Raw genomic sequence first — 20163 nt, 5'->3', positions numbered from 1 at the left:
ATTCTATTTACTTTAAAGATTCTGAAAAATATTGCGATCTAAAATCAGAATTTGTTAATTTACAATCAAAAATCATATGACATACGAAGGTGTACTTACCAAAATGCAAACAGAATTTGCGAATCCAATTCAATATTATTTAGTTTTTGAAAATAGTTTTTTAAATGTAAATCAATTGCTTAACAAGGATTTAGAAATTAATTTCTTGGGTTATCAATGTTTGAATTGTGGCAAGAAAAAGAAAATATTTAGACAAGGATTTTGTTATGATTGTTTTTATTCGAGTCCCGCTGTGGGTGATTGGATTATGAAACCTGAATTAAGTACAGCACATCTTGGAATTCAAGATAGGGATTTAGTTTATGAGGAAAAGGTGCAATTGCAACCCCACATAGTTTATCTGGCTTTGTCAAGCGAAGTGAAAGTAGGAGTGACCCGTAAAACACAAATGCCAACACGATGGATAGATCAAGGTGCAACTCAAGCTATTTCAATTGTAGAAGTTCCCAATCGTTTTTTAGCAGGAATTACTGAAGTTGCTTTAAAAAATCATTATGCAGATAAAACCAACTGGCGCAAAATGCTTCAAAATAATGTGGAACAAGTCGATTTAATTGCCGAAAGATTGAAAGTCGAAAACTTAATTCCCTCAGAAGTGCAAGAGTTTTTCTATTCTCAGAAAAATGAATTGTATGAAATGCATTTTCCTGTTTTACAATATCCAACAAAAATAAAAAGTTTAAGTTTAGATAAAACGCCTAATTTTCAAGGGAAACTAACTGGAATAAAAGGACAATACTTAATTTTTGAAGACGGTACCGTTTTTAATGTTAGAAGTTCCGAAGGTTATGTTGTAAATATCAATGTCTAAAAAAACTATAAATTCTACGATTAACAGTATTTTAATTTTGGCATGACCCTCCGTAAAAACTTCGGGTCGGGATTTGCGTTCCCGTTTTTTTTTATCCCATAAAAAAATGGGATAAAAAAAACTCCGCTTTCAAATGTAGTTCGCTGAACTCCAATAAAAAATAAAAGACTAGTGAAGTAATCCTTCACCCAGAAATTTGTGCTTTTATTCTGCTGGTGTAGGTTCTTCGACTTTTTTCTTTTTATTGAATAAGCCATTTAGTAAATCACTGGCTTTTTTAGTAACTTCTTCCTTGGCTTTTTCTTTTACTTCTTCTTTGGTAGCAGGAATAACAGTTTTTGTCGTATCACCAGGTTTTTTATTTTTATTAATTAAATCAGTAAGGGATGATGTGCCTTTTTCAATTAACTTGGTTTTTTGTTGTTGAAACAGTTGAGTAGTCAAGTTTGTGACTGCAGATTTTATATCGGTTGTGATTTTTGGGTTAGAAAAACTACCAGTCATCAATGCATTAATGGGGATGTTTTCCAATTTTGCAGCATCTGCAGGAGTCAATTTGGCTATTATTGCATTGGCTTGGGATCCAAGATATTTTGCAGGAACATCAAATTTCAAACTGTAATTCATGCTTTGATCGAAACCATGTGTTCCACCAATTGTCGCTTTTATATCTTGGTATTTTATATCAAAAGGTTTCACATTTACTTTCCCGTCTTTGAAAGTAATTGCCGCTTTTATATCATTTAAATTAATTTTTTTCAAATCAAGAAATTTGATGTTTGATGTCAAAGCTGTCAATAATGTAGAATTACTGGAATTGATAGTAGTCGAAAGTAGTTGTCCTAACAAATCTCCAGAAAGCGATTTTAAATCAGGAGACATAGTTGTAGAATTAAGGTTCCCGTTAAACTTGATAGTAGAATTCAATTTTCCGTTGATAATTCCCGCAATAGGTGCGATTTTTTTTAACATTTCTAATTGTGTGAAAGATTGGGCAATATCGACTTGATTGAGTCCTAAATCCATGTCGAATGTTGGCGTTTTTCCTTTGGTGGAAACCGAACCATTTACAGCAATTATCCCTCCAAAAATGGAAGATTTTACATTTTCTAATGTTACTTTTTCGTCTTTAACAATCAATTTTCCTGAAACGTCTTTCAAGGTCAAATTATCGTATAAAACTGTAGTTGCTTTTGCGGTAAGGGTGCAATTAAGAAAAGCCGGAATCTTCATGGCTTCGGCATTTTTTGTTTGCTTTGGCTGTTCGCTGTCGCTCGGGTTGGTTTTTTTAGTTTCGCCAAAAGTCATAAAATCACTCACTGCTATTTGATTGGAAACCATATTGAAGTTTCCTTTTAATTCCTGATTTTTAAATATAAAACCGTAGAAATTTTCCAAAACTCCGGTTACACTTAAATCACTTTTTCCTGTTGAAGCATTAAACTGTTTCAAGTTCACTTGACTTGGGTTAAACTGTACTAATGCATTGCTAATAATCATTTCTTTGCCATTTTCGTCAGTATATTTGAATCCCGACAAACTCATTGTACCCGCATTATTGATGTTTTGATAGTCACTTTTTTCTACTGATTGCATATCAAACTTTGTAGTTACATCCGCTTTTAAAATTCCTGATAATGGTTTCTCTAATTTAATTGGATACGCTTTTGACACATTTCCTAAATTGATTGTTCCTTTCAAAACAGCATCGACTAATGCGTTTTGAGTAATGTTTTTAATATTGGCTTTAGCATTAAAAACATCTTGATCAATGCTGAAAGATAGTTTGTCGAGATTGACATAAGTATCGTTTAAGATACCTGTTTCATTAATGATTTTCGTATCTATTACAATGTTTTTGACAGATTTTGGTAAATTGGGATATTGAAACGATGCATTGTTCGATGCAATTTCAATGTTGAATTTAGGCACAGTTGTGTCAGAATACAATCCTTTGGCAAAGCCAATAATAGTAAAATCACCAGTTGTTTTTACATTGTCTAAACGTGAGGCATAAACTGAAGGAATGAGCCCTAAAAAGTTCTTGAAAGATGAGGTTGGCGTTTTGAATTTTAAATCGTATTCCTGACCTGCATCTACCATTTGTATAAATCCATCAAATTCTAATGGTAATTGATTGATAAGCGCTTTGTTTTCCTTAAAAGTATATTTACTATTCTCTAAATCGATGCCTAAAACGGCATCTAAGGTCAGCGAAACATTTCGCATATAATTGACTTTATCCAAATCTAACGATATTTTTGCAGTCGATTTTGTTACTAAATCAAGTTTTTGTGCAGCAAAATCACCAGTTCCTTCGTGGTTCAAACTGTCGATTATCATCTTGATTTTTGATTTTTCGTCAAAATACTTGAACTTGAAATTCTCAATTTTATACTGTTGGATTTTCAATGACAAGGCTTTGCTTTTTGCTGTGTCATTTTCTTTTTTATTTTTTAATGCAATGTCGTAATTAGCAATTCCGTCTTTATTGAAAATGATGTTTATCAATCCGTTTTTTGAAGAAATTCCTTGAATATTCATCGATTCATTTTTACCTTTAAAAAGTTCTTTGATCGACATTTTTAATTTTAATTCGTCTAATGAAACCAAAGTATCTCCCTCAAATGGGGCTTTATTGATGATAACCAATTTTCCAATTGAAACAGTTGCATTGGGAAAATTTTCGAATAAACTTAAATCCGCTTCCGCAAATGAGACTTTGGCATCTACATTTTCGTTTATTGCTTGGGAAATTTTAGCTTTAATTTGGTCCTTGAAAAAATAGGGGATTGCAAATAAGGCCAAAACAAGTGTAACAACAATTATTCCAGTGATTTTAACTATTTTCATTATCATATTGCTATTTTTTATTTTTAATTGAATTATAAAAACCTTGCCTTACTATACAAAAATAGGTGTTTAGCTTTTATCAAAAAAATTCCGTTTAAGTTATTTACTCAAACGGAATTTATATGATTAATTGTTTAAAATGTTTTATTGTATGTTTATTTCAAAAGGCATCATTGCTTGAACTCCTCTTTGAGATTGTATTTTTTTTATTTGATTCAATATTCTAAAATTTTCGTCACCTAACTCTTCTTTTAGGAAGGTTTCTTTCGATTTTGCAAAAGGTAAATTTTCTAAAATATCATTAATATTTTTTTTGAATTCTGGAAAGTTTTGAGTCTTATAGGAATTTATTTTGGCTAAGTTGGCTGCTTCCTTTAATGCAGCGTCTAATCCGCCAATTTTATCCACTAGTCCAATTTTTAAAGCTTGAGAGCCTGACCAAACTCTTCCTTGAGCAATGGAGTCCACTTGAGCAAAAGACATTTTTCGACCTTTGGCAACGTGAGATACAAAGATGTTATACACTTGTTCTACACTTTCAGTAGTGACTGCTTTAAATTTGTCATCCATTGGTAAAAAAGGACTATATTCAGCAGCATTTTCATTTGTTTTTACTTGTTCAGTATGAATGCCAATTTTTGTTGCTAATTGTGTGAAATTTGGCAATACACCAAAAACACCAATAGAACCAGTAATGGTATTGTTTTCAGCGAAAATTGTATTGGCATTACATGCTATATAATATCCCCCGGATGCGGCATAATTACCCATAGAAACTACGACAGGTTTTGTTTTTTTAGTTATTTCGATTTCTCTCCAGATTAAATCTGATGTCAATGCATTTCCTCCCGGACTGTCAATTCGAAGTACAATTGCTTTAACGTTAGTGTCCTTACGAGCTTCAATCAAGGAACGACGCATGGAGCCTTCGCCAATTTTATTTACATCCCCTTCGCCACTCATGATTACACCTTGGGCATAGATAATTGCAATTTTATTTTTTACTTCAAATTGACCTGAGGTTGTAGCTACTTTTCGAGCATAATCTAAAATACTTAGTTTGTTGTAATCTTTGTCTTTGTCCACTTTCAACGCTTTTCGAATGGCATCATGATATTCGTCTTCATAGGCCACTACGTCAACTAAATTTTCGGCTTTGGCCATTTCGGGACTTCTGGCAAGAAGACCATTGGCAATTTCATTCAATTTAGCAATTGAAATGTTTCTGCTTTTCGAAATGTCAGTGGTAATCGAACTCCAAATGGAATTTAATAATGCTAAGGTTTGTTCTCTATTGGCATCACTCATTTTGTTCTCCAGAAAAGGTTCTACGGCACTTTTGTATTTTCCGTGTCGAATAACTTCCATTTTAACACCTGTTTTTTCTTGTAAATCTTTGAAAAACATAATTTCTGCGGATAATCCTTTAAAATCAAAATCGCCAACAGGATTTAGGTAAATAGTATTTGCAACCGAGTTGAGATAATATTCCTTTTGCGAATAAGAATTGGCGTAGGCCATGACAAATTTTCCTGATTTTTTAAAATTTTCAAGAGCGTCACGTAAGGCTTTTCTTTGTGCCATTCCTAAATCGGATCCATCATTCAAAATTGAAATACCTTTAATGTCACTGTCTGATTTTGCTGCATCAATAGCATTTATAATGTCAGAAACGCCTAGTTTTTCTCCGTCTGATAAAAAAGAAATCCATGGATCTTTGTATTTACCAGCATAATCGTTTTTAATGTGTTCTAAATTTAATTCGATAACTGAATTGTTTTTTATGGATATTTCAACTGTATCTCCTCCAAAAATTGTTGAAATAATAGCTATTCCAAAAATGAAGAGCATTAAAAAAATAAATAACCCTATGATTGTTGCCAATACATTTCCTAAAAATCTCATAATGTTTTTTTTATAAGTAATGATAAGTGTTTATATGTTACATTTTAATATTTCAAAACGTAAAAATATTTATTAACACGACAGCAAATATAGTTCTATTCTAAATTTGTTTTAGTTAATTTGTGGTTAATATGAAATCACAGCATCAGGTCGTTTTATCTCTCGGAACTAATCAAGGCAACCGCCTTCAAAACATTGAAAATTGTTTGCAATTGGTGCATCAAGAAATCGGAACTATTATTAAAGTTTCGAACTTGTACGAATCAGCATCATGGGGTTTTGAAAGTGACTCATTTTACAATTGCGCTTTGGTTTTGCATACCTATAGTTCATCACACGCTGTTTTATCCAAAATATTAAAAATAGAACAGAAGCTTGGTCGTGTTCGAGGAGAAAATTTGGGGTATCAGTCACGACTTATAGATGTTGATTTGATTACATTTGATGATGAAATTATTGATTCAGAGGACCTTCAAGTTCCGCATCCGTTAATGCAAAATAGAAAGTTTGTTTTAGTGCCAATGTTGGATTTGAATTTAGATTGGAAACACCCCGTTTTCCTTAAAAAACTGCCAGAATTACTATTACTATCTCCTGATAAAAGTGATTGTATGCTGGTAAAAAAACTAGAAAATCCATTAGATAAAATTCCATTAGAGCAATTTAATTATATTGCTTTTGAAGGGAATATTGGAGCAGGAAAAACAACATTAACAACACAAATTGCCCAAGATTTTAACGCAAAAACAGTCTTAGAACGTTTTGCTGACAATCCTTTTTTACCCAAATTTTACGAAGATCAAAACCGATATGCTTTTCCTCTTGAAATGTCTTTCTTGGCAGATAGATACAAACAGTTGTCAGATGATTTAGCACAATTTGATTTGTTTAAGGACTTCTTAGTTGCCGATTATCATATTTTTAAATCCTTAATTTTTGCCAAAATAACACTGGCAGATGATGAATACAGATTGTACAGAACCTTGTTCGATATTGTGTATCGAGAAATGCCAAAACCAGATTTGTATATATATTTATATCAAAACACGGAGCGTTTGCTACACAATATAAAGAAAAGGGGTAGGGATTACGAACAAAATATTTCTGCTGAGTATTTAGATAAAATCAATAATGGATATCTCGATTATATAAAATCACAAAAAGATTTGAATGTTTTAATTATCGATGTTTCCGAAAGAGATTTTGTAAAAAATCAAGAAGATTATCTTTATATTTTGGACCAAATTCAAAATAAAATTAGTCAATAAATAAATAGTACTTATCTTTTTAAAGTAAAGTGACCTCTTATTTCAGGTTTTGAATTATCTAATTTTAAGCGGTACCAATAATCATCTGCAGGTAAGTTAAGACCATTAAAGGTGCCATTCCATCCTAAACTTGAGGAGTTAAGTTGCTTTAATAGTTTGCCATATCTATCATAAATCTCCAGTCTTGAATGGGGATAATTTTTCATTTCTTTAATTTCCCATACATCATTTTGTCCATCATTATTTGGTGTGAAATATTTTGCAATTGTGAATATGGTGAAATTTTGTGAAACTAAATTGCATCCATTATTATCTCTTACGAACGCTGTGTATTGACCACTTGGAATATAAGAGAATGTATTTGAAGCTTGAAAATCTAGGCCGTTTATCGAATACTCATAGTAGCTTTCTGTTTTTTCGAGAGTAATGGTAATGGTGTTTTCATTTACTTCAATGGGATTGATAATAGGTGCTGGATGTTCTATGACACTAATATTTTTTTTCGAATAGCAGGCAATAACTGTTGGCGAGCTTATGGTTACGCTATAGTCTCCTATAGTAGAAACTGCTATGGTTTGTGTTGTTTCACCACCTGGCGACCAAACATATTTCATTCCAGAAACCCCTGCATCTAATTTCATTGTTTCACCTTGGCACAAAATTAACTCCTCTGTTTTGGTGTCAACAGGATACACAGTTGCTGTAATTAGGCTTTTTGGACTTTTACAACCTGATACCTCTGCATCAACATAATAATTTGTAGTTGTAGTAAGAATTGGGGTTGTAAAGCTGTTTCCAATGGCTATAACATTTCCAGTAGCATTATACCAATTGATAGTTCCACCTGAGGCGGTTGCACCTAGTGATATAGTTCCTGAATCGCAAACTGATGCTGGTGATGTTGAGGTGATTGTTGGGGTGCTATTTACTGTAGCAATAACAGCGGTTCGTGTAGGACTTACACAAGTAGCAGTGAAAGCTTCAACATAATAAGAAGTTGTAGTTGTAATAAATGGAGTTGTAAAAGAATTTCCTGTTGCCACTACATTTCCAATAGCATCATACCAGCGTATACTTCCAGCCGAAGCAACTGCGGATAATGTAACGGTTCCAGAATCACAAACTGATGATGGAGTAGTTGATGTAATTATTGGTATAGTATTAACTGTTGCTACAACTGGAGTTCGTGGTATACTTGTGCAATCAGAAGTAAAAGCTTCTGCATAATAGGTAGTTGATGCGTTAATCGTTGGTGTAGTAAAAGAATTCCCAGAATATAATAAAGTTCCTCCACTGGGTAAATCATACCATCTTATGTTTCCAGCAGAAGCAACAGCTTCAAGAGTTAGAGTTCCTGATCCGCATATGGAAGCTGGCGATGTAAAAGTGATTATAGGCGAATTATTTACAGTTGCCATTATAGCAGTTCGACTTGTACTAGTGCAACCATTTGAAGTAGCATCAACATAATATGTTTTTGAAGTTGAAATACTAGGAGTTAAAAATGTTGTTCCGGTAGCTAATGAAGTTCCACCAGTTGGGACGTCATACCAATTTATAATTCCAGATGAAGCAACAGCTCCTAATGTTAAGGTTCCAGCGTCACATCGAAAAGCTGGAGAAGTTGAACTAATATTTGGAATGGAATTAATTGTCGCAATAACTTCAGTTCTTGGAGTGTTTGAACAATTTCCATTTGTTGCATCAACAAAATACGAAGTAGTGGTGTATAATGTTGGTGTAGTAAAAGTGTTTCCGGTAAAAATTGATGAGCCTCCAGTTTTGCTAGTGTACCAATAAACACTGCCATTTGATGCTGTTGCTAGCAGATTCACACTTCCAGAATTACAAAGTGATTTTGAAGTTGTGGTTTCAATTCTTGGAATTGTAATTGTGGTACTTGCTGATAGATTTAATACAGGATCTCTAGGCATTCCTCCATATTCTACAATGTATCCTTTAGGATAGTAATTGTAAGAGGTAATAGGGTCTCCTGCTTCTGGAAGATCATTCCAAGTTCCTGGATGTCCAACTGCTGGTGATGTTACATGAGCGTAATCTTCATTGTTTTTGGAGTCGTTAGGTTCATTTGGCGCATTCCAATTGGCATAAAAAAAAGGAGCTGTTACGGTACCATTATTTTTTCCAATCCAGAAAGTAGTTCCAGCCTCTGGCCCCGTAACCCATTTCCACGTACCTTCAGTAGCAGCATCACTGCCTCCAATCCAGCCTGTTCCGGGTGCTTGAGCTCCTGCTAATTGTGCTTCGTCGGCAGTTGTTAATGTGGCTAAATAACCTTGTATACCATAATAGTTTAACAGGGCAGCGGCATCTCTTGCGGCAGTCCAATTTATTCCTAATGCAGCCACATATTCGTAATAATGGCCATTGCTTGGTAAGTAACTAAGCTGACCTGTACCTAAACTTATTGAAAAAGTTCTGTTTCCCGATGGAGAAGTGTTGTTGTTATCGAATTGAACATCTTTAATTGCAGCTACAAAATCAGAATAAGGAATTTTATTTCCAGTTATACTGTATAATTTTAACTTTCCCTCAGACGAAACCCAGCTAGATGCAATAGAGGGGTGGATACCTGTTAAGCTTAATTGATCTTGTCCATATACATAACCCGAAGAAATTTGAATATTAACTGCATCAGTATCCGGTTCGGCTGGATCATTTGTAATTGAAATGGTTTCAACTATTTTTTGAGTTGTTCCAGAGCAGTAGATTTGATTTCCTGTTGCCGTAATTACAGGCGGAGCTATGGCCGTAACTTTAGCATTGCAAATTTCTGAATAACTAGCTGTGGCGTCTTTAGAAGAAGACCAATTAGTATCGGAATATAACTTGTTGTCTACTTGTATGCAGGTTAGAGCAGGGTTTAATTTTAGATCAAAAAGAGCTCTAGCGAAATTTGTATTATTTCCATTTTTTAAGTTCAATGTTACTAATTTGTTATTAAAACACATCAGTGAGACTAAATGAATGTTTTTAGAGAGGTCTAAACTGGATATTTGATTAGTAGAGCAGCCTAAACCAGTTAAAGCTGTATTTGTGGAGATATCCAATTTTGTAATTTGATTAGAATAGCAATACAAAGTGCTTAGAGCCAAATTTTTTGAAACATCTAGACTGGTTAATTTATTGCCTTCACAAGATAAAAAGGTTAATGAAGAAAAATCTTGAATCCCTGTTAAATCTGTTATGTTTTTAACAGCAAGGTTCAAATCAGTCACTCCACTCACATTAGCAGTAAGTACCTTCCCGTCAGGAATACCACTATCAATCCCTATGGAAATCAAAGCTTTTTCAAAATTCACATCTGGTATTAAGGTGTATTGTTGAGCATGTCCAAGAAAATTAGATAGAAGTAAAACAATTAGGAGTAGCTTTTTCATTTCAAAAAATATAAGACAAGTTAAAAAGTAAATGTTGCTAAATTAACTTTTCCAAAGCTACAAATTCCAATTCAATTTTTTAAATAAATCCCAAACCACAATTCCAGCACTTACAGAAATGTTCAAAGAATGTTTGGTGCCCAATTGTGGGATTTCGATGCAACCATCACACAATGCTACAGCTTCTTGTGAAACACCGTATACTTCATTTCCAAAAATCAAGGCGTATTTTTTATTCGTTTCAACTTCAAAATCTTGAAGAAAAAACGCGCTTTCAACTTGTTCTATGGCTAGTACAGTAATTTTTTCGGATTTTAATTTTTGAATCGTTTCCAGGACATTTTCATGGTGTTCCCAATCGACAGTTTCTGTTGCTCCAAGAGCTGTTTTGTGAATTTCTTTATTGGGTGGAGTAGCAGTAATACCACACAAATAAATTTTTTCGATCAAAAAAGCATCGGCAGTTCTAAATACAGATCCAATGTTATGCAAACTGCGTATATCATCTAATATTAAAATGATAGGTGTTTTTTTGGATTGTTTAAAATCGTCAACTGATTTTCGACCGAGTTCGTTATTTTCTAATTTTCGCATACGGGATAGATTGTTAGTAAACATAAAAAAAGCTTCCATAAAAAGGAAGCTTTTTTTTAAAATATCAGTTTTTGAATTTAGCTTTTTGGAGCATCATCTCCTAAAACAGTTCCTTTTATTGTTAAAACTTTGGTTGGCATTCCTTCTGCATTTGAAGTAACGGTTACCGTTTTTGTGAAAGCACCAACTCTGTCAGTTGCATATTTAACACCAATAACAGCTTTTGCACCTGGCAAGATTGGTTCTTTTGGAGAAGTTGGTACTGTACAGCCACAAGATCCTTGAGTATTTGTAATGATTAATGGCTTGTTTCCGTTATTAGTAAAAACAAATTCGCGTTTTCCATCTGCATTGTGGGCAATTGTTCCATAGTCGATAGTTTCAGATTCAAAAACCATTCCAGCTCCTTGTACTTTTGGAATAGCTGCTGTAATTTTAGCTCCTGTTTTTTTACTAGATTTTGTAATTTTAGTAGTTTCTTGTGCATTAGAAAAACTAAATGCCAATAGTGCTATCGAAAGTGTAATAATTTTTTTCATCGTCAATATAATTTATAATTGAAAGACAAATTTATAGAAAAAATTGAAACCTCCTCCTAAATTTATCTTAAAAATATTTTAAATTTTATTGTCTATTCATTATTCGCTTTAAAATTTATAAATTCGCTTTCTATTAAATTTAAAACAAAAATTTTGTCATCTAAAGAGAAATTGGTCAAGGAAACACCGTTAATGAAACAATATAATGAAATCAAAAGGAAATATCCTGATGCTTGTTTATTGTTTAGAGTGGGAGATTTTTATGAAACATTTGGAGAAGATGCAGTATGCGCTTCAAAAATTCTTGGAATAACTTTAACTAAAAGAGGAGCAGGTTCCGAAACAGAAACAGCCTTAGCAGGTTTTCCTCATCATTCAATAAATACGTATTTACCAAAATTAGTTAAAGCAGGACTTCGTGTTGCGATTTGTGATCAGCTTGAAGATCCTAAAATGACTAAAACCATTGTGAAACGCGGAGTGACAGAACTTGTTACGCCTGGAGTTTCGATGAATGATGAGGTTTTGCAATCCAAAACAAATAATTTTTTGGCGGCTATTTATTTTGCTAATAAATCGATTGGAATTTCTTTTCTTGATGTGTCTACGGGTGAATTTCTTACATCTCAAGGAAATGCAGAATATGTAGATAAGCTTTTGCAAAATTTTAGCCCAAGCGAAGTTCTTATTCCTAAAAATAAGAAAAGTGAATTCAAAGAAATCTTTGGAGATGATTTTCATAGTTTTTATCTCGAAGATTGGATATACAAAGAAGATTATGCCTTCGATTTATTAACGAAACATTTTCAAACTGTTTCATTAAAAGGTTTTGGAATAGAGGAATTAAATGAAGGGATAATTGCTTCTGGTGCAATTTTATATTATTTGTCAGAAACCCAGCACAATCGCGTTCAACATATCACTGCAATTCAGCGAATTGCAGAAGATGAATACGTTTGGATGGATCGTTTTACCATTAGGAATTTAGAATTGTATCACAGCTACAATCCCAATGCAGTTACGCTTTTGGATGTGATTGATAAAACGCTTTCGCCAATGGGTGGACGATTGTTGAAACGTTGGTTAGCACTGCCATTAAAGAATATCCATAAAATTAGAAATCGTCATCAAGTAGTTTCTTATTTAAAAGATAATAAAGAGGTATTGCACAAAATACAACATCAAATAAAGCAGATTTCAGATTTAGAACGCTTGATTTCTAAAATTGCTGCTGGGAAAGTGTCGCCAAGAGAAATAGTCTATTTAAAAGAATCTCTTGATGCAATAATTCCAATAAAAACCTTGTCTTTAGAAAGTCCTCAAGATGCTGTAAAAAGTATCGGTGATAGTTTGCATAGTTGTGATTTATTGCGAGAAAAAATAAAAACTACCTTAAATCAAGATGCTCCTGTGGCTGTAGCCAAAGGAAATGCGATTGCTAAAGGGATTAATGCAGAGTTAGATGACTTACGAGCGATTTCAACTTCAGGAAAAGAATTCTTGGATGGAATTGAAAAAAGAGAATCCGAAAGAACAGGGATTACGTCTCTTAAAATCTCGTTTAATAATGTCTTTGGCTATTATATTGAAGTTAGAAATACGCATAAAGACAAGGTTCCGCCAGAATGGATCCGAAAACAAACATTAGTCAATGCGGAGCGATATATCACCGAAGAATTAAAAGAATACGAAACAAAAATTCTTGGTGCCGAAGAAAAAATTCATAAGATTGAATCGGAATTATTTGAGCAATTGGTGAGTTGGATTGCAACATACATTAAGCCGGTTCAAATGAATGCTAATTTGGTAGCGCAATTGGATTGTTTGTGTTCGTTTACCCAATTAGCAATAGAAAATAAATATAGCTGTCCAGAATTAGATGAATCTTTCGAGTTGGATATTAAAAACGGAAGACATCCTGTTATAGAAAAGCAATTGGCTGTTGGAACTCCTTATATTGCAAATGATGTTTTCTTAGATAGGGAAACACAACAGTTGATTATGATTACGGGGCCCAATATGTCTGGAAAGTCGGCTATTTTGCGACAAACGGCTTTAATAGTATTATTGGCTCAAATGGGAAGTTTTGTGCCTGCAGACAATGTAAGAATGGGAATTATCGACAAAATATTTACTAGAGTTGGTGCGAGTGACAATATTTCGATGGGGGAATCTACTTTTATGGTCGAAATGAACGAAACAGCCTCTATCCTTAACAATATCTCTGATAGTAGTTTAGTGCTCTTAGATGAAATTGGTCGGGGAACAAGTACGTACGATGGGATTTCAATAGCTTGGGCCATAGCTGAGTTTTTACACGAACATCCATCTAAGCCTAAAACATTATTTGCAACGCATTATCACGAATTGAATGAAATGAGCGAATCATTGCCGAGGATTCAAAACTATAATGTTGCAGTCAAGGAATTAAAAGACACGGTCCTATTCATTCGGAAACTAGTAAAGGGTGGAAGTGCACATAGTTTTGGTATACATGTTGCGAAAATGGCAGGAATGCCGCAAATTGTAATTTTGAAAGCGCAAAAATTATTGAAGAAATTAGAAAAAGACCATTCTAGTGAGGTTTTAAGCGGAGTGAAGTCTTCAAAAGATGAAATGCAAATGAGTTTCTTTAATCTAGATGATCCTTTATTAGAAGAAATTAAGGAAGAAATATTAAATATTGATATCAATACCATTACACCAGTAGAAGCTTTGATGAAGCTCAATGAAATAAAAAGAATGTTAGTTAGAAAATAATTCTTTAGTATTTAAAGTTTAGGTTATCAGAAGATTATGAAATAGTGTTGTTTTTTTTGTAAAAAAGACTTGTGTAATTGAATTAATGTCTTAAATTTGCATCCGCAATACAGAACAAGTATTGAGTTCTTAATTAGAATGCGAATGCGAAAATAGCTCAGTTGGTAGAGCGCGACCTTGCCAAGGTCGAGGTCGCGGGTTCGAGCCCCGTTTTTCGCTCCACACCAAACGCTGGACTTAAAATCCAGTGAACAGCAATGTTCGTGCGGGTTCAAGTCCCGCTCTGAGTACAACGAAAGCCGTAAAGAATTAATTTTTAATTCTTTGCGGTTTTTTTTTTTTTTTTTTTTTTTTTTTTTGATCTCAAATCCTCACCCTGTCAGTTCGTTTTCGCCTTATTTCTAGTCTTTTTTATTAAGTTTGTTTTGAGTCAAACCTAATTATTAATTATGTTTATGTAATGGTTTTTTAAATTCCAAATAATTAAGGTTAATCTACTTTATATTATAATTATAAAAATTGAGTTTAATCTTTTAATCTCAATTAAAATCAGCCAAATGAATTAATTAGACTTTGAAAAAGGTTTGATTAATAAACTTTAATTTAAATTGATTGAAGTTTACAGACATGAAGTGTATACGGGAAATGTTTACAAGTGTATAATTTTATTGTATCAAACACCAGTAATAGAAAGTTGAAAATGAATTGTTTTGTTTTTGAATGGTTTGTATCATCTATTACATGATTTAGTTACAATGTCATCCATGATGGAACCTTGCCCTTAAAAAATTAAATTAGGTTCTAGCAGTAGTTATGATATTTCTAATAACTTTATCAGGTTGGTTGGTGCTTTCTAATATCATGTCGCAAATATTACTTGTATTGCTATCTAATAATGTTTTGTCTAAAATAGTAGTGAGCCCAATTATATTACTTAATGGTGCGCAAATAAGATGTGATTGTTGAAAAACAATCTTTTTCATTATAGCACTATTTTTTTCAATTTCTTCTTTTGCATTTTTTAATTGTAGTTCTTCGCCAACATATTTTGTAATGTTATGTCCTATGCAAAATATTCCAGCTGGATTTTTTTTGTCATCAAACATTGCTTTGTATTCCCACTGAGTATAAACATAACCTCCTTCTCCGTTGTGTTTTCTTATAGTCGCCAGAAATAATTTATCTGGATTCTCAAAACATTTGGTAGAAACTTCGAGGCAAGTGTTCATATCGTCAGGATGCATTGTAATATGATATGGCTGTCCAATAAAATTGTTATTTATATGTGAAAATACTTTTGCATAATTGTTATTTATATATGAATAATTACCATCCATATCGATCACTATAATATAAAACAAATTGGATTCATTCAATAATTTTTTAGTTTATTCGAAGTTTTTCATTTGATTTAGATTTACTCCCAATTAAAAGTAACGTATTTAAAATTCTTACAATTGAAGTTTATCATAATTATGGTTTTTATTTTTAATTGTAAATGTAAATGGGGTTATTAATTAATCTTTAGAGGTTTGTGCGTCTATGTTTGTATTGTTTTTTTTAGGAATTCACAATCTTGTTATTGTGTTAAATCTCTTTTATTGTTGCTCAATTTCTTGTTAAATCAAATGTTCGGTTAATTGCTGCTTTTTGATTTATTCAACTAATATGTGTCTATTTTGTAATGGTGTTTTAAATGTATATGTCTGAGTCAACCTTGAATGTCTAATTGTTTTATCAGTTTTTTTACATTTCTTAAATCTTGAAATAAATCTTAGATTTTTTCAATGTCAAAATGAAATTCAAGTAATTCTATAATACGTTCTGTTTATTGATATTAGTGTTATTGACTTCTAGTTGTTGTAATTTGTCTTTAAATTGGTTCAAAATAGAATTATTTCGAATAAAAAAAAGCCATATTACTGAAGTAAAATGGCATTTATATATTTGTTATAATTGGAGAATGTAATTTTTAAATAGCAACTTAATTAGTTGTTTCGGTTTAAAACAAAAAAAAGCCACGCAGAGCATGGCTTATTTTTTTTCTGATTGTAATTTAGAATTACTTAACAGAAGTTGTGTCAGTTGTTGTAGTAGTTGAGTCAACAACTACAGCAGTAGTATCAACAATTACAGCAGTAGTATCAACAGTTACTGCTTCAGCAGGAGCTTCTTCAGCTTTTTTACATGATACAATAGTCAAAACAGCAACAACGGCTAAACTTAAAAGTACTTTTTTCATCTTACTTAATTATAAAAGGTTAATTATTAATTCGGGGCAAAGATATAAATTTTTTAATACGTAAAATATTTTTTTATATTTTTTTTAAAAAATAATATTGATTTATGGATTCAGCTGTAATTTGATCCATTCTCGAAGGTTTATATTCGTTAATAAAATTAGTATTAGACCTAATAAGGACAGTGGTACTGTGGCTTTATAGCTTTTATGCAGTAAAGAGTGTTTTATTTTTTTTAAAAAAAGAGGTCAGAAAATATTTATTATTCAAATTTCGGGGTGTAAAAATTAATTTTTGTCAAAAAAGGTATTTGCTTTATGTGGTTTTTTGAAATCGAGAACGGAATATCATTAATTATAGCTGTTTTAAAACACAATTGGTAGCTCCTTTGTTCATTTGTACAAAAGTGCTACATATATGTCCCTTTTCGTGTCGAATAGCATCGTTAGCAATCAAATTTGAAAAAGCATCTAAAAGTTCTAATTTGGTAGAAATTGAGATGCAACCTTCTAGATGCACTAATGCAGTTGCTTCAGCAAAATGACTATAGTTGGGACCAATAATGATGGGTACTCCAAATGTGGCTGGCTCTAAAATATTGTGAACGCCAGGGTTACCAAAACCTCCACCAACATACGCAATATCTGCGTAACTGTATATTTTGGTTAAAATTCCGATAGTATCAATGATAAATACATCAAAATCAGCTAAATTTTTGTTTTCTTTTTCAGAAAACAAGATTACTTTTTTTGATATACTGTTTTTTAATTCTTGAATTTGTTCGGATTTAATATTGTGAGGAGCAATAATAAATTTTACTTTGTGAGAAGTTTGATTGATGAAACTAACTAATAAACTCTCGTCTTTTGGCCAAGAGCTCCCAATTACTATTGTTAAAGTGTCGTTTTTGAATTTGGAAATGAAATCTATTGAATTGTCTTTTTCCAAAATCGAAGCGACTCTGTCAAAGCGAGTGTCACCAGAAATCGCCACATTAGTTTTGCCCATTTGCAATAATAATTTTTTTGAAACTTCATTTTGAACAAAAAAATAAGTGAAGGTTTCTAAAGCTTTTCTGTAAAAACCGCCATACCATTTAAAGAATATTTGATTTTTTCTGAAAATACCAGAAATTAAATACGTTGGTATTTCGTCTTTTCGAAGTTGATTCAAATAATTTGGCCAAAATTCATATTTAATAAAGAAAACTAAATCAGGGTGAACCAATGTTATGAATTTTGCTGCATTTCTTTTTGTGTCCAACGGCAGATAGATGGTGACATCAGCAATACTATTGTTTTTGCGCACTTCATATCCTGAAGGCGAGAAAAAGCTGATTATGATTTTATGGGTTGGATATTTTTCTTTTATCTTTTCTATAACGGGCAATCCTTGTTCGTATTCTCCAAGTGAGGCTGCATGAAACCAAATAGTTTTATCTGAAGGTTTTATTTTTTCTTTCAAAATCTCAAAAACAGGCTTTCGACCACTAATGAAAAGTTTTATTTTCGGATTGAATAAAGCGACAATTTTCAATGAAAAATTCGCAATTTGAACAATTATATTGTAGAGGAATAGCATATCAGAAATTTTCTGGGGCTAAAATACGTTTTCTTTTAAATATCTATAAAATCATTATGCTAAAATACCTATTTTTGTTTTTAAATTATAAAAAAAACAGCAAACGCCAAGAGAGTTGGAAACGTGTTTAGACAAATATTAAACAAAAGGTTAAATGAAAAAATTGCAAATGGTTGACCTAAAAAGTCAATATGAAAAAATAAAAGAAGTTGTAAATAATTCAATTCAAGAAGTACTCGACACCAACACCTACATTAACGGACCACAAGTTCACCAATTTCAAAAAAATCTCGAAGAATATCTTCATGTAAAACACGTAATTCCTTGCGCAAACGGAACCGATGCTTTGCAAATCGCCATGATGGGTCTGGATTTAAAACCAGGCGATGAGGTTATTACCGCCGATTTCACCTTTGCCGCAACCGTTGAAGTTATTGCTTTATTGCAACTTAAGCCGGTTTTGGTCGATGTCGATTTGGTCAATATGAATATTTCCATCGAAGGAATCAAAAAAGCGATTACCCCAAAAACCAAAGCGATTGTGCCAGTACATTTGTTTGGTCGCGCTGCCAATATGGAAGCAATTATGGCTATTGCCAAAGAACACAATCTTTATGTTATTGAAGACAACGCACAAGCCATTGGAGCTAATTGCAAGTTTTCTGACGGAAGCAAAAAGAAAGCGGGAACTATTGGAAACGTTGGTTCAACCTCCTTTTTTCCTTCCAAGAATTTGGGATGTTACGGTGATGGTGGAGCCATTTTTACTAATGACGATGCTTTGGCACACAAAATTCGAGGCATTGTAAATCACGGAATGTACGAGCGTTATCATCACGATGTGGTGGGCGTAAATTCAAGGTTGGACAGTGTTCAAGCAGCGGTTTTGAATGCTAAATTGCCTTTGTTGGATCAATACAATGCGGCGCGTCAAAATGCGGCGAGAAAATATACTTCGGCTTTTGAAGGACAAGAAAACATAATCGCACCAAGTATTTGTGATATTTGTGACTGTCATGTTTTTCATCAATATACGCTGCGAATTATCAATGCCGACAGAGATGGATTAATGCAACATTTGTTGGACAAAGGAATTCCTTGCGCCATTTATTATCCAATTCCTTTGCATTTGCAAAAAGCATATTTGGATGTACGTTACAAAGAAGAAGATTTTCCGGTAACCAATCAGTTGGTGAAAGAAGTGATTTCTTTGCCAATGCACACCGAATTACAAGATGAGCAAATCAATTTCATTACAGATTCAGTTTTAGAATTTTTAAACCAATAGAATGAAGTTTTTTTTTACAATCCTTGCGGTAGTTTTATTCCAATTTTCGGGTTGGACACAAATTAAATATGCAAACAAAGAGGAGACGGAAATTGCTGTTAGAGTTGAAAGTTTACGTCAAGCTTTAATTGATCCTGATGCAAACAAACTTACAGAATTAACCTCAAAAAATTTGAGTTATGGACATTCCAGTGGAGTGGTTCAAAATCAATCCATTTTTATTGAGAAATTAATTAATGGCGAATCTGATTTTGTAAGCATAGAATTTCAAAATCAAACAATTGAAGTAATTGGTAAAGTTGCTATTGTGAGACATAATTTAGTCGCACATACTAAAGACGGTGGTGTGGATAAGGATATTAAAATTGGGATAATACTCGTCTGGCAAAAACAAAAAAATAAGTGGATATTGATTGCAAGACAGGCTTTTAAATTACCAACTTAAAAAAAGTAAATTTCAAATACACGAGGCGTAGGCTTTATCGGTTCTCAAATTGAATTTAAATTTTACAATTAGCTTTGGAAGAAGCTATTAATGGTTTTTAGTATTGGAAAGCAAAGATTAATGGATCAATCCCAAAACCTGTGGAGCGACAAAAATTAAGCATAAATATTTGTTAGTCTAAAAAGGAAAAACTCAATATTTCTAACCCCTCTGAATTGAGATCTAAATGCTTTTATTTTGGCATTGAAAGACTCAGCCGAAGCATTTGTACTTCTGTTATCAAAATAATTCAATATGGTTTGGTAATGATTGATTATTGTTCGGGATATTGTATTGAAAGACTTGAACCCTGATTGATTTACTTTTTCGTGCCATTTGGCAAGTCTAGCAAAACCAATAATTTTATCGGTAGTTTTTT

Annotated in this window: 14 protein-coding genes and 1 tRNA gene; 6 read left to right on the top strand and 9 right to left on the bottom strand. The window is 32.6% G+C overall.

Features of this window, described 5'->3' with window-relative positions; translation table 11 throughout:
- Positions 1 to 76 precede the first annotated feature (76 nt).
- On the top strand, positions 77 to 871 hold the full coding sequence (locus tag E0F76_RS10785; RefSeq protein WP_132005485.1) for a DUF2797 domain-containing protein: 795 nt from the start codon (positions 77 to 79) through the stop codon (positions 869 to 871).
- Positions 872 to 1075: 204 nt separating this feature from the next.
- Here E0F76_RS10785 and E0F76_RS10780 read toward each other — a convergent pair whose 3' ends face one another.
- Together E0F76_RS10780 and sppA are read right to left on the bottom strand one after the other, a co-directional pair.
- Positions 1076 to 3730 (bottom strand): AsmA-like C-terminal region-containing protein, encoded by a 2655-nt coding sequence (locus E0F76_RS10780; protein WP_132005482.1) that lies wholly within the window; start codon positions 3728 to 3730, stop codon positions 1076 to 1078.
- A gap of 138 nt (positions 3731 to 3868) precedes the next feature.
- Positions 3869 to 5629 carry a signal peptide peptidase SppA gene (gene sppA, locus E0F76_RS10775; RefSeq protein WP_132005479.1) on the bottom strand — a complete coding sequence of 587 codons (1761 nt, stop codon included), beginning with the start codon at positions 5627 to 5629 and terminating at the stop codon, positions 3869 to 3871.
- A 131-nt stretch (positions 5630 to 5760) separates the two neighbouring features.
- Between sppA and folK the strand changes: the two genes are divergently transcribed.
- Positions 5761 to 6897 (top strand): 2-amino-4-hydroxy-6-hydroxymethyldihydropteridine diphosphokinase, encoded by a 1137-nt coding sequence (gene folK, locus E0F76_RS10770; RefSeq protein ID WP_132005476.1) that lies wholly within the window; start codon positions 5761 to 5763, stop codon positions 6895 to 6897.
- A gap of 11 nt (positions 6898 to 6908) precedes the next feature.
- On the opposite strand, the gene E0F76_RS10765 is transcribed toward folK, so the two are convergent.
- From E0F76_RS10765 to E0F76_RS10755, 3 genes are all read right to left on the bottom strand, one after another.
- On the bottom strand, positions 6909 to 10298 hold the full coding sequence (locus E0F76_RS10765; protein WP_132005473.1) for an Ig-like domain-containing protein: 3390 nt from the start codon (positions 10296 to 10298) through the stop codon (positions 6909 to 6911).
- A gap of 57 nt (positions 10299 to 10355) precedes the next feature.
- Positions 10356 to 10892, bottom strand: a complete 537-nt coding sequence (locus tag E0F76_RS10760; protein ID WP_132005470.1) for an RNA methyltransferase — start codon at positions 10890 to 10892, stop codon at positions 10356 to 10358.
- Between the two features lie 77 nt (positions 10893 to 10969).
- Positions 10970 to 11431: a DUF1573 domain-containing protein gene (locus E0F76_RS10755; protein ID WP_132005467.1), complete on the bottom strand. Its 462-nt coding sequence runs from the start codon at positions 11429 to 11431 to the stop codon at positions 10970 to 10972.
- Between the two features lie 153 nt (positions 11432 to 11584).
- Here E0F76_RS10755 and mutS point away from each other — a divergent pair, with 153 nt between their 5' ends.
- Positions 11585 to 14191 (top strand): DNA mismatch repair protein MutS, encoded by a 2607-nt coding sequence (mutS, locus tag E0F76_RS10750; RefSeq protein WP_132005464.1) that lies wholly within the window; start codon positions 11585 to 11587, stop codon positions 14189 to 14191.
- Between the two features lie 146 nt (positions 14192 to 14337).
- Positions 14338 to 14413 (top strand) — tRNA-Gly (locus E0F76_RS10745).
- A gap of 572 nt (positions 14414 to 14985) precedes the next feature.
- Here the strand turns inward: E0F76_RS10745 and E0F76_RS10740 are convergent.
- From E0F76_RS10740 to E0F76_RS10730, 3 genes are all read right to left on the bottom strand, one after another.
- A complete protein-coding gene (locus E0F76_RS10740; RefSeq protein ID WP_132005461.1) occupies positions 14986 to 15567 on the bottom strand; it encodes a PAS domain-containing protein in 582 nt (193 codons plus the stop codon).
- Positions 15568 to 16253: 686 nt separating this feature from the next.
- Positions 16254 to 16433 carry a hypothetical protein gene (locus E0F76_RS10735; RefSeq protein ID WP_132005458.1) on the bottom strand — a complete coding sequence of 60 codons (180 nt, stop codon included), beginning with the start codon at positions 16431 to 16433 and terminating at the stop codon, positions 16254 to 16256.
- Between the two features lie 352 nt (positions 16434 to 16785).
- Entirely contained in the window at positions 16786 to 18012 is a 1227-nt protein-coding gene (locus E0F76_RS10730; protein WP_132005455.1) for a 3-deoxy-D-manno-octulosonic acid transferase, read from the bottom strand.
- 154 nt (positions 18013 to 18166) lie between these two features.
- Between E0F76_RS10730 and E0F76_RS10725 the strand changes: the two genes are divergently transcribed.
- Both E0F76_RS10725 and E0F76_RS10720 read left to right on the top strand, forming a co-directional pair.
- Complete coding sequence (locus E0F76_RS10725) at positions 18167 to 19300, top strand: DegT/DnrJ/EryC1/StrS family aminotransferase (RefSeq protein ID WP_132005452.1); 1134 nt, start codon at positions 18167 to 18169, stop codon at positions 19298 to 19300.
- A 1-nt stretch (position 19301) separates the two neighbouring features.
- Positions 19302 to 19745 carry a nuclear transport factor 2 family protein gene (locus E0F76_RS10720; RefSeq protein WP_132005449.1) on the top strand — a complete coding sequence of 148 codons (444 nt, stop codon included), beginning with the start codon at positions 19302 to 19304 and terminating at the stop codon, positions 19743 to 19745.
- Positions 19746 to 19900: 155 nt separating this feature from the next.
- On the opposite strand, the gene E0F76_RS10715 is transcribed toward E0F76_RS10720, so the two are convergent.
- The coding region (locus E0F76_RS10715) for a transposase (RefSeq protein ID WP_165932686.1) at positions 19901 to 20163 on the bottom strand (263 nt) is incomplete at its 5' end.

It is taken from the genome of Flavobacterium cellulosilyticum, from assembly GCF_004349355.1.
Lineage (GTDB): Bacteria > Bacteroidota > Bacteroidia > Flavobacteriales > Flavobacteriaceae > Flavobacterium > Flavobacterium cellulosilyticum.
The sequence above is the reverse complement of the archived record's forward strand: the minus strand, read 5'-3'. Positions and strand labels throughout refer to the sequence as shown.

Coding starts and splice junctions, on each gene's coding strand:
- E0F76_RS10785 (WP_132005485.1), top strand. CDS start 77: ATGACATACGAAGGTGTACTTACCAAAATGCAAACAGAATTTGCGAAT.
- E0F76_RS10780 (WP_132005482.1), bottom strand. CDS start 3,730: ATGATAATGAAAATAGTTAAAATCACTGGAATAATTGTTGTTACACTT.
- sppA (WP_132005479.1), bottom strand. CDS start 5,629: ATGAGATTTTTAGGAAATGTATTGGCAACAATCATAGGGTTATTTATT.
- folK (WP_132005476.1), top strand. CDS start 5,761: ATGAAATCACAGCATCAGGTCGTTTTATCTCTCGGAACTAATCAAGGC.
- E0F76_RS10765 (WP_132005473.1), bottom strand. CDS start 10,298: ATGAAAAAGCTACTCCTAATTGTTTTACTTCTATCTAATTTTCTTGGA.
- E0F76_RS10760 (WP_132005470.1), bottom strand. CDS start 10,892: ATGCGAAAATTAGAAAATAACGAACTCGGTCGAAAATCAGTTGACGAT.
- E0F76_RS10755 (WP_132005467.1), bottom strand. CDS start 11,431: ATGAAAAAAATTATTACACTTTCGATAGCACTATTGGCATTTAGTTTT.
- E0F76_RS10735 (WP_132005458.1), bottom strand. CDS start 16,433: ATGAAAAAAGTACTTTTAAGTTTAGCCGTTGTTGCTGTTTTGACTATT.
- E0F76_RS10730 (WP_132005455.1), bottom strand. CDS start 18,012: ATGCTATTCCTCTACAATATAATTGTTCAAATTGCGAATTTTTCATTG.
- E0F76_RS10725 (WP_132005452.1), top strand. CDS start 18,167: ATGAAAAAATTGCAAATGGTTGACCTAAAAAGTCAATATGAAAAAATA.
- E0F76_RS10720 (WP_132005449.1), top strand. CDS start 19,302: ATGAAGTTTTTTTTTACAATCCTTGCGGTAGTTTTATTCCAATTTTCG.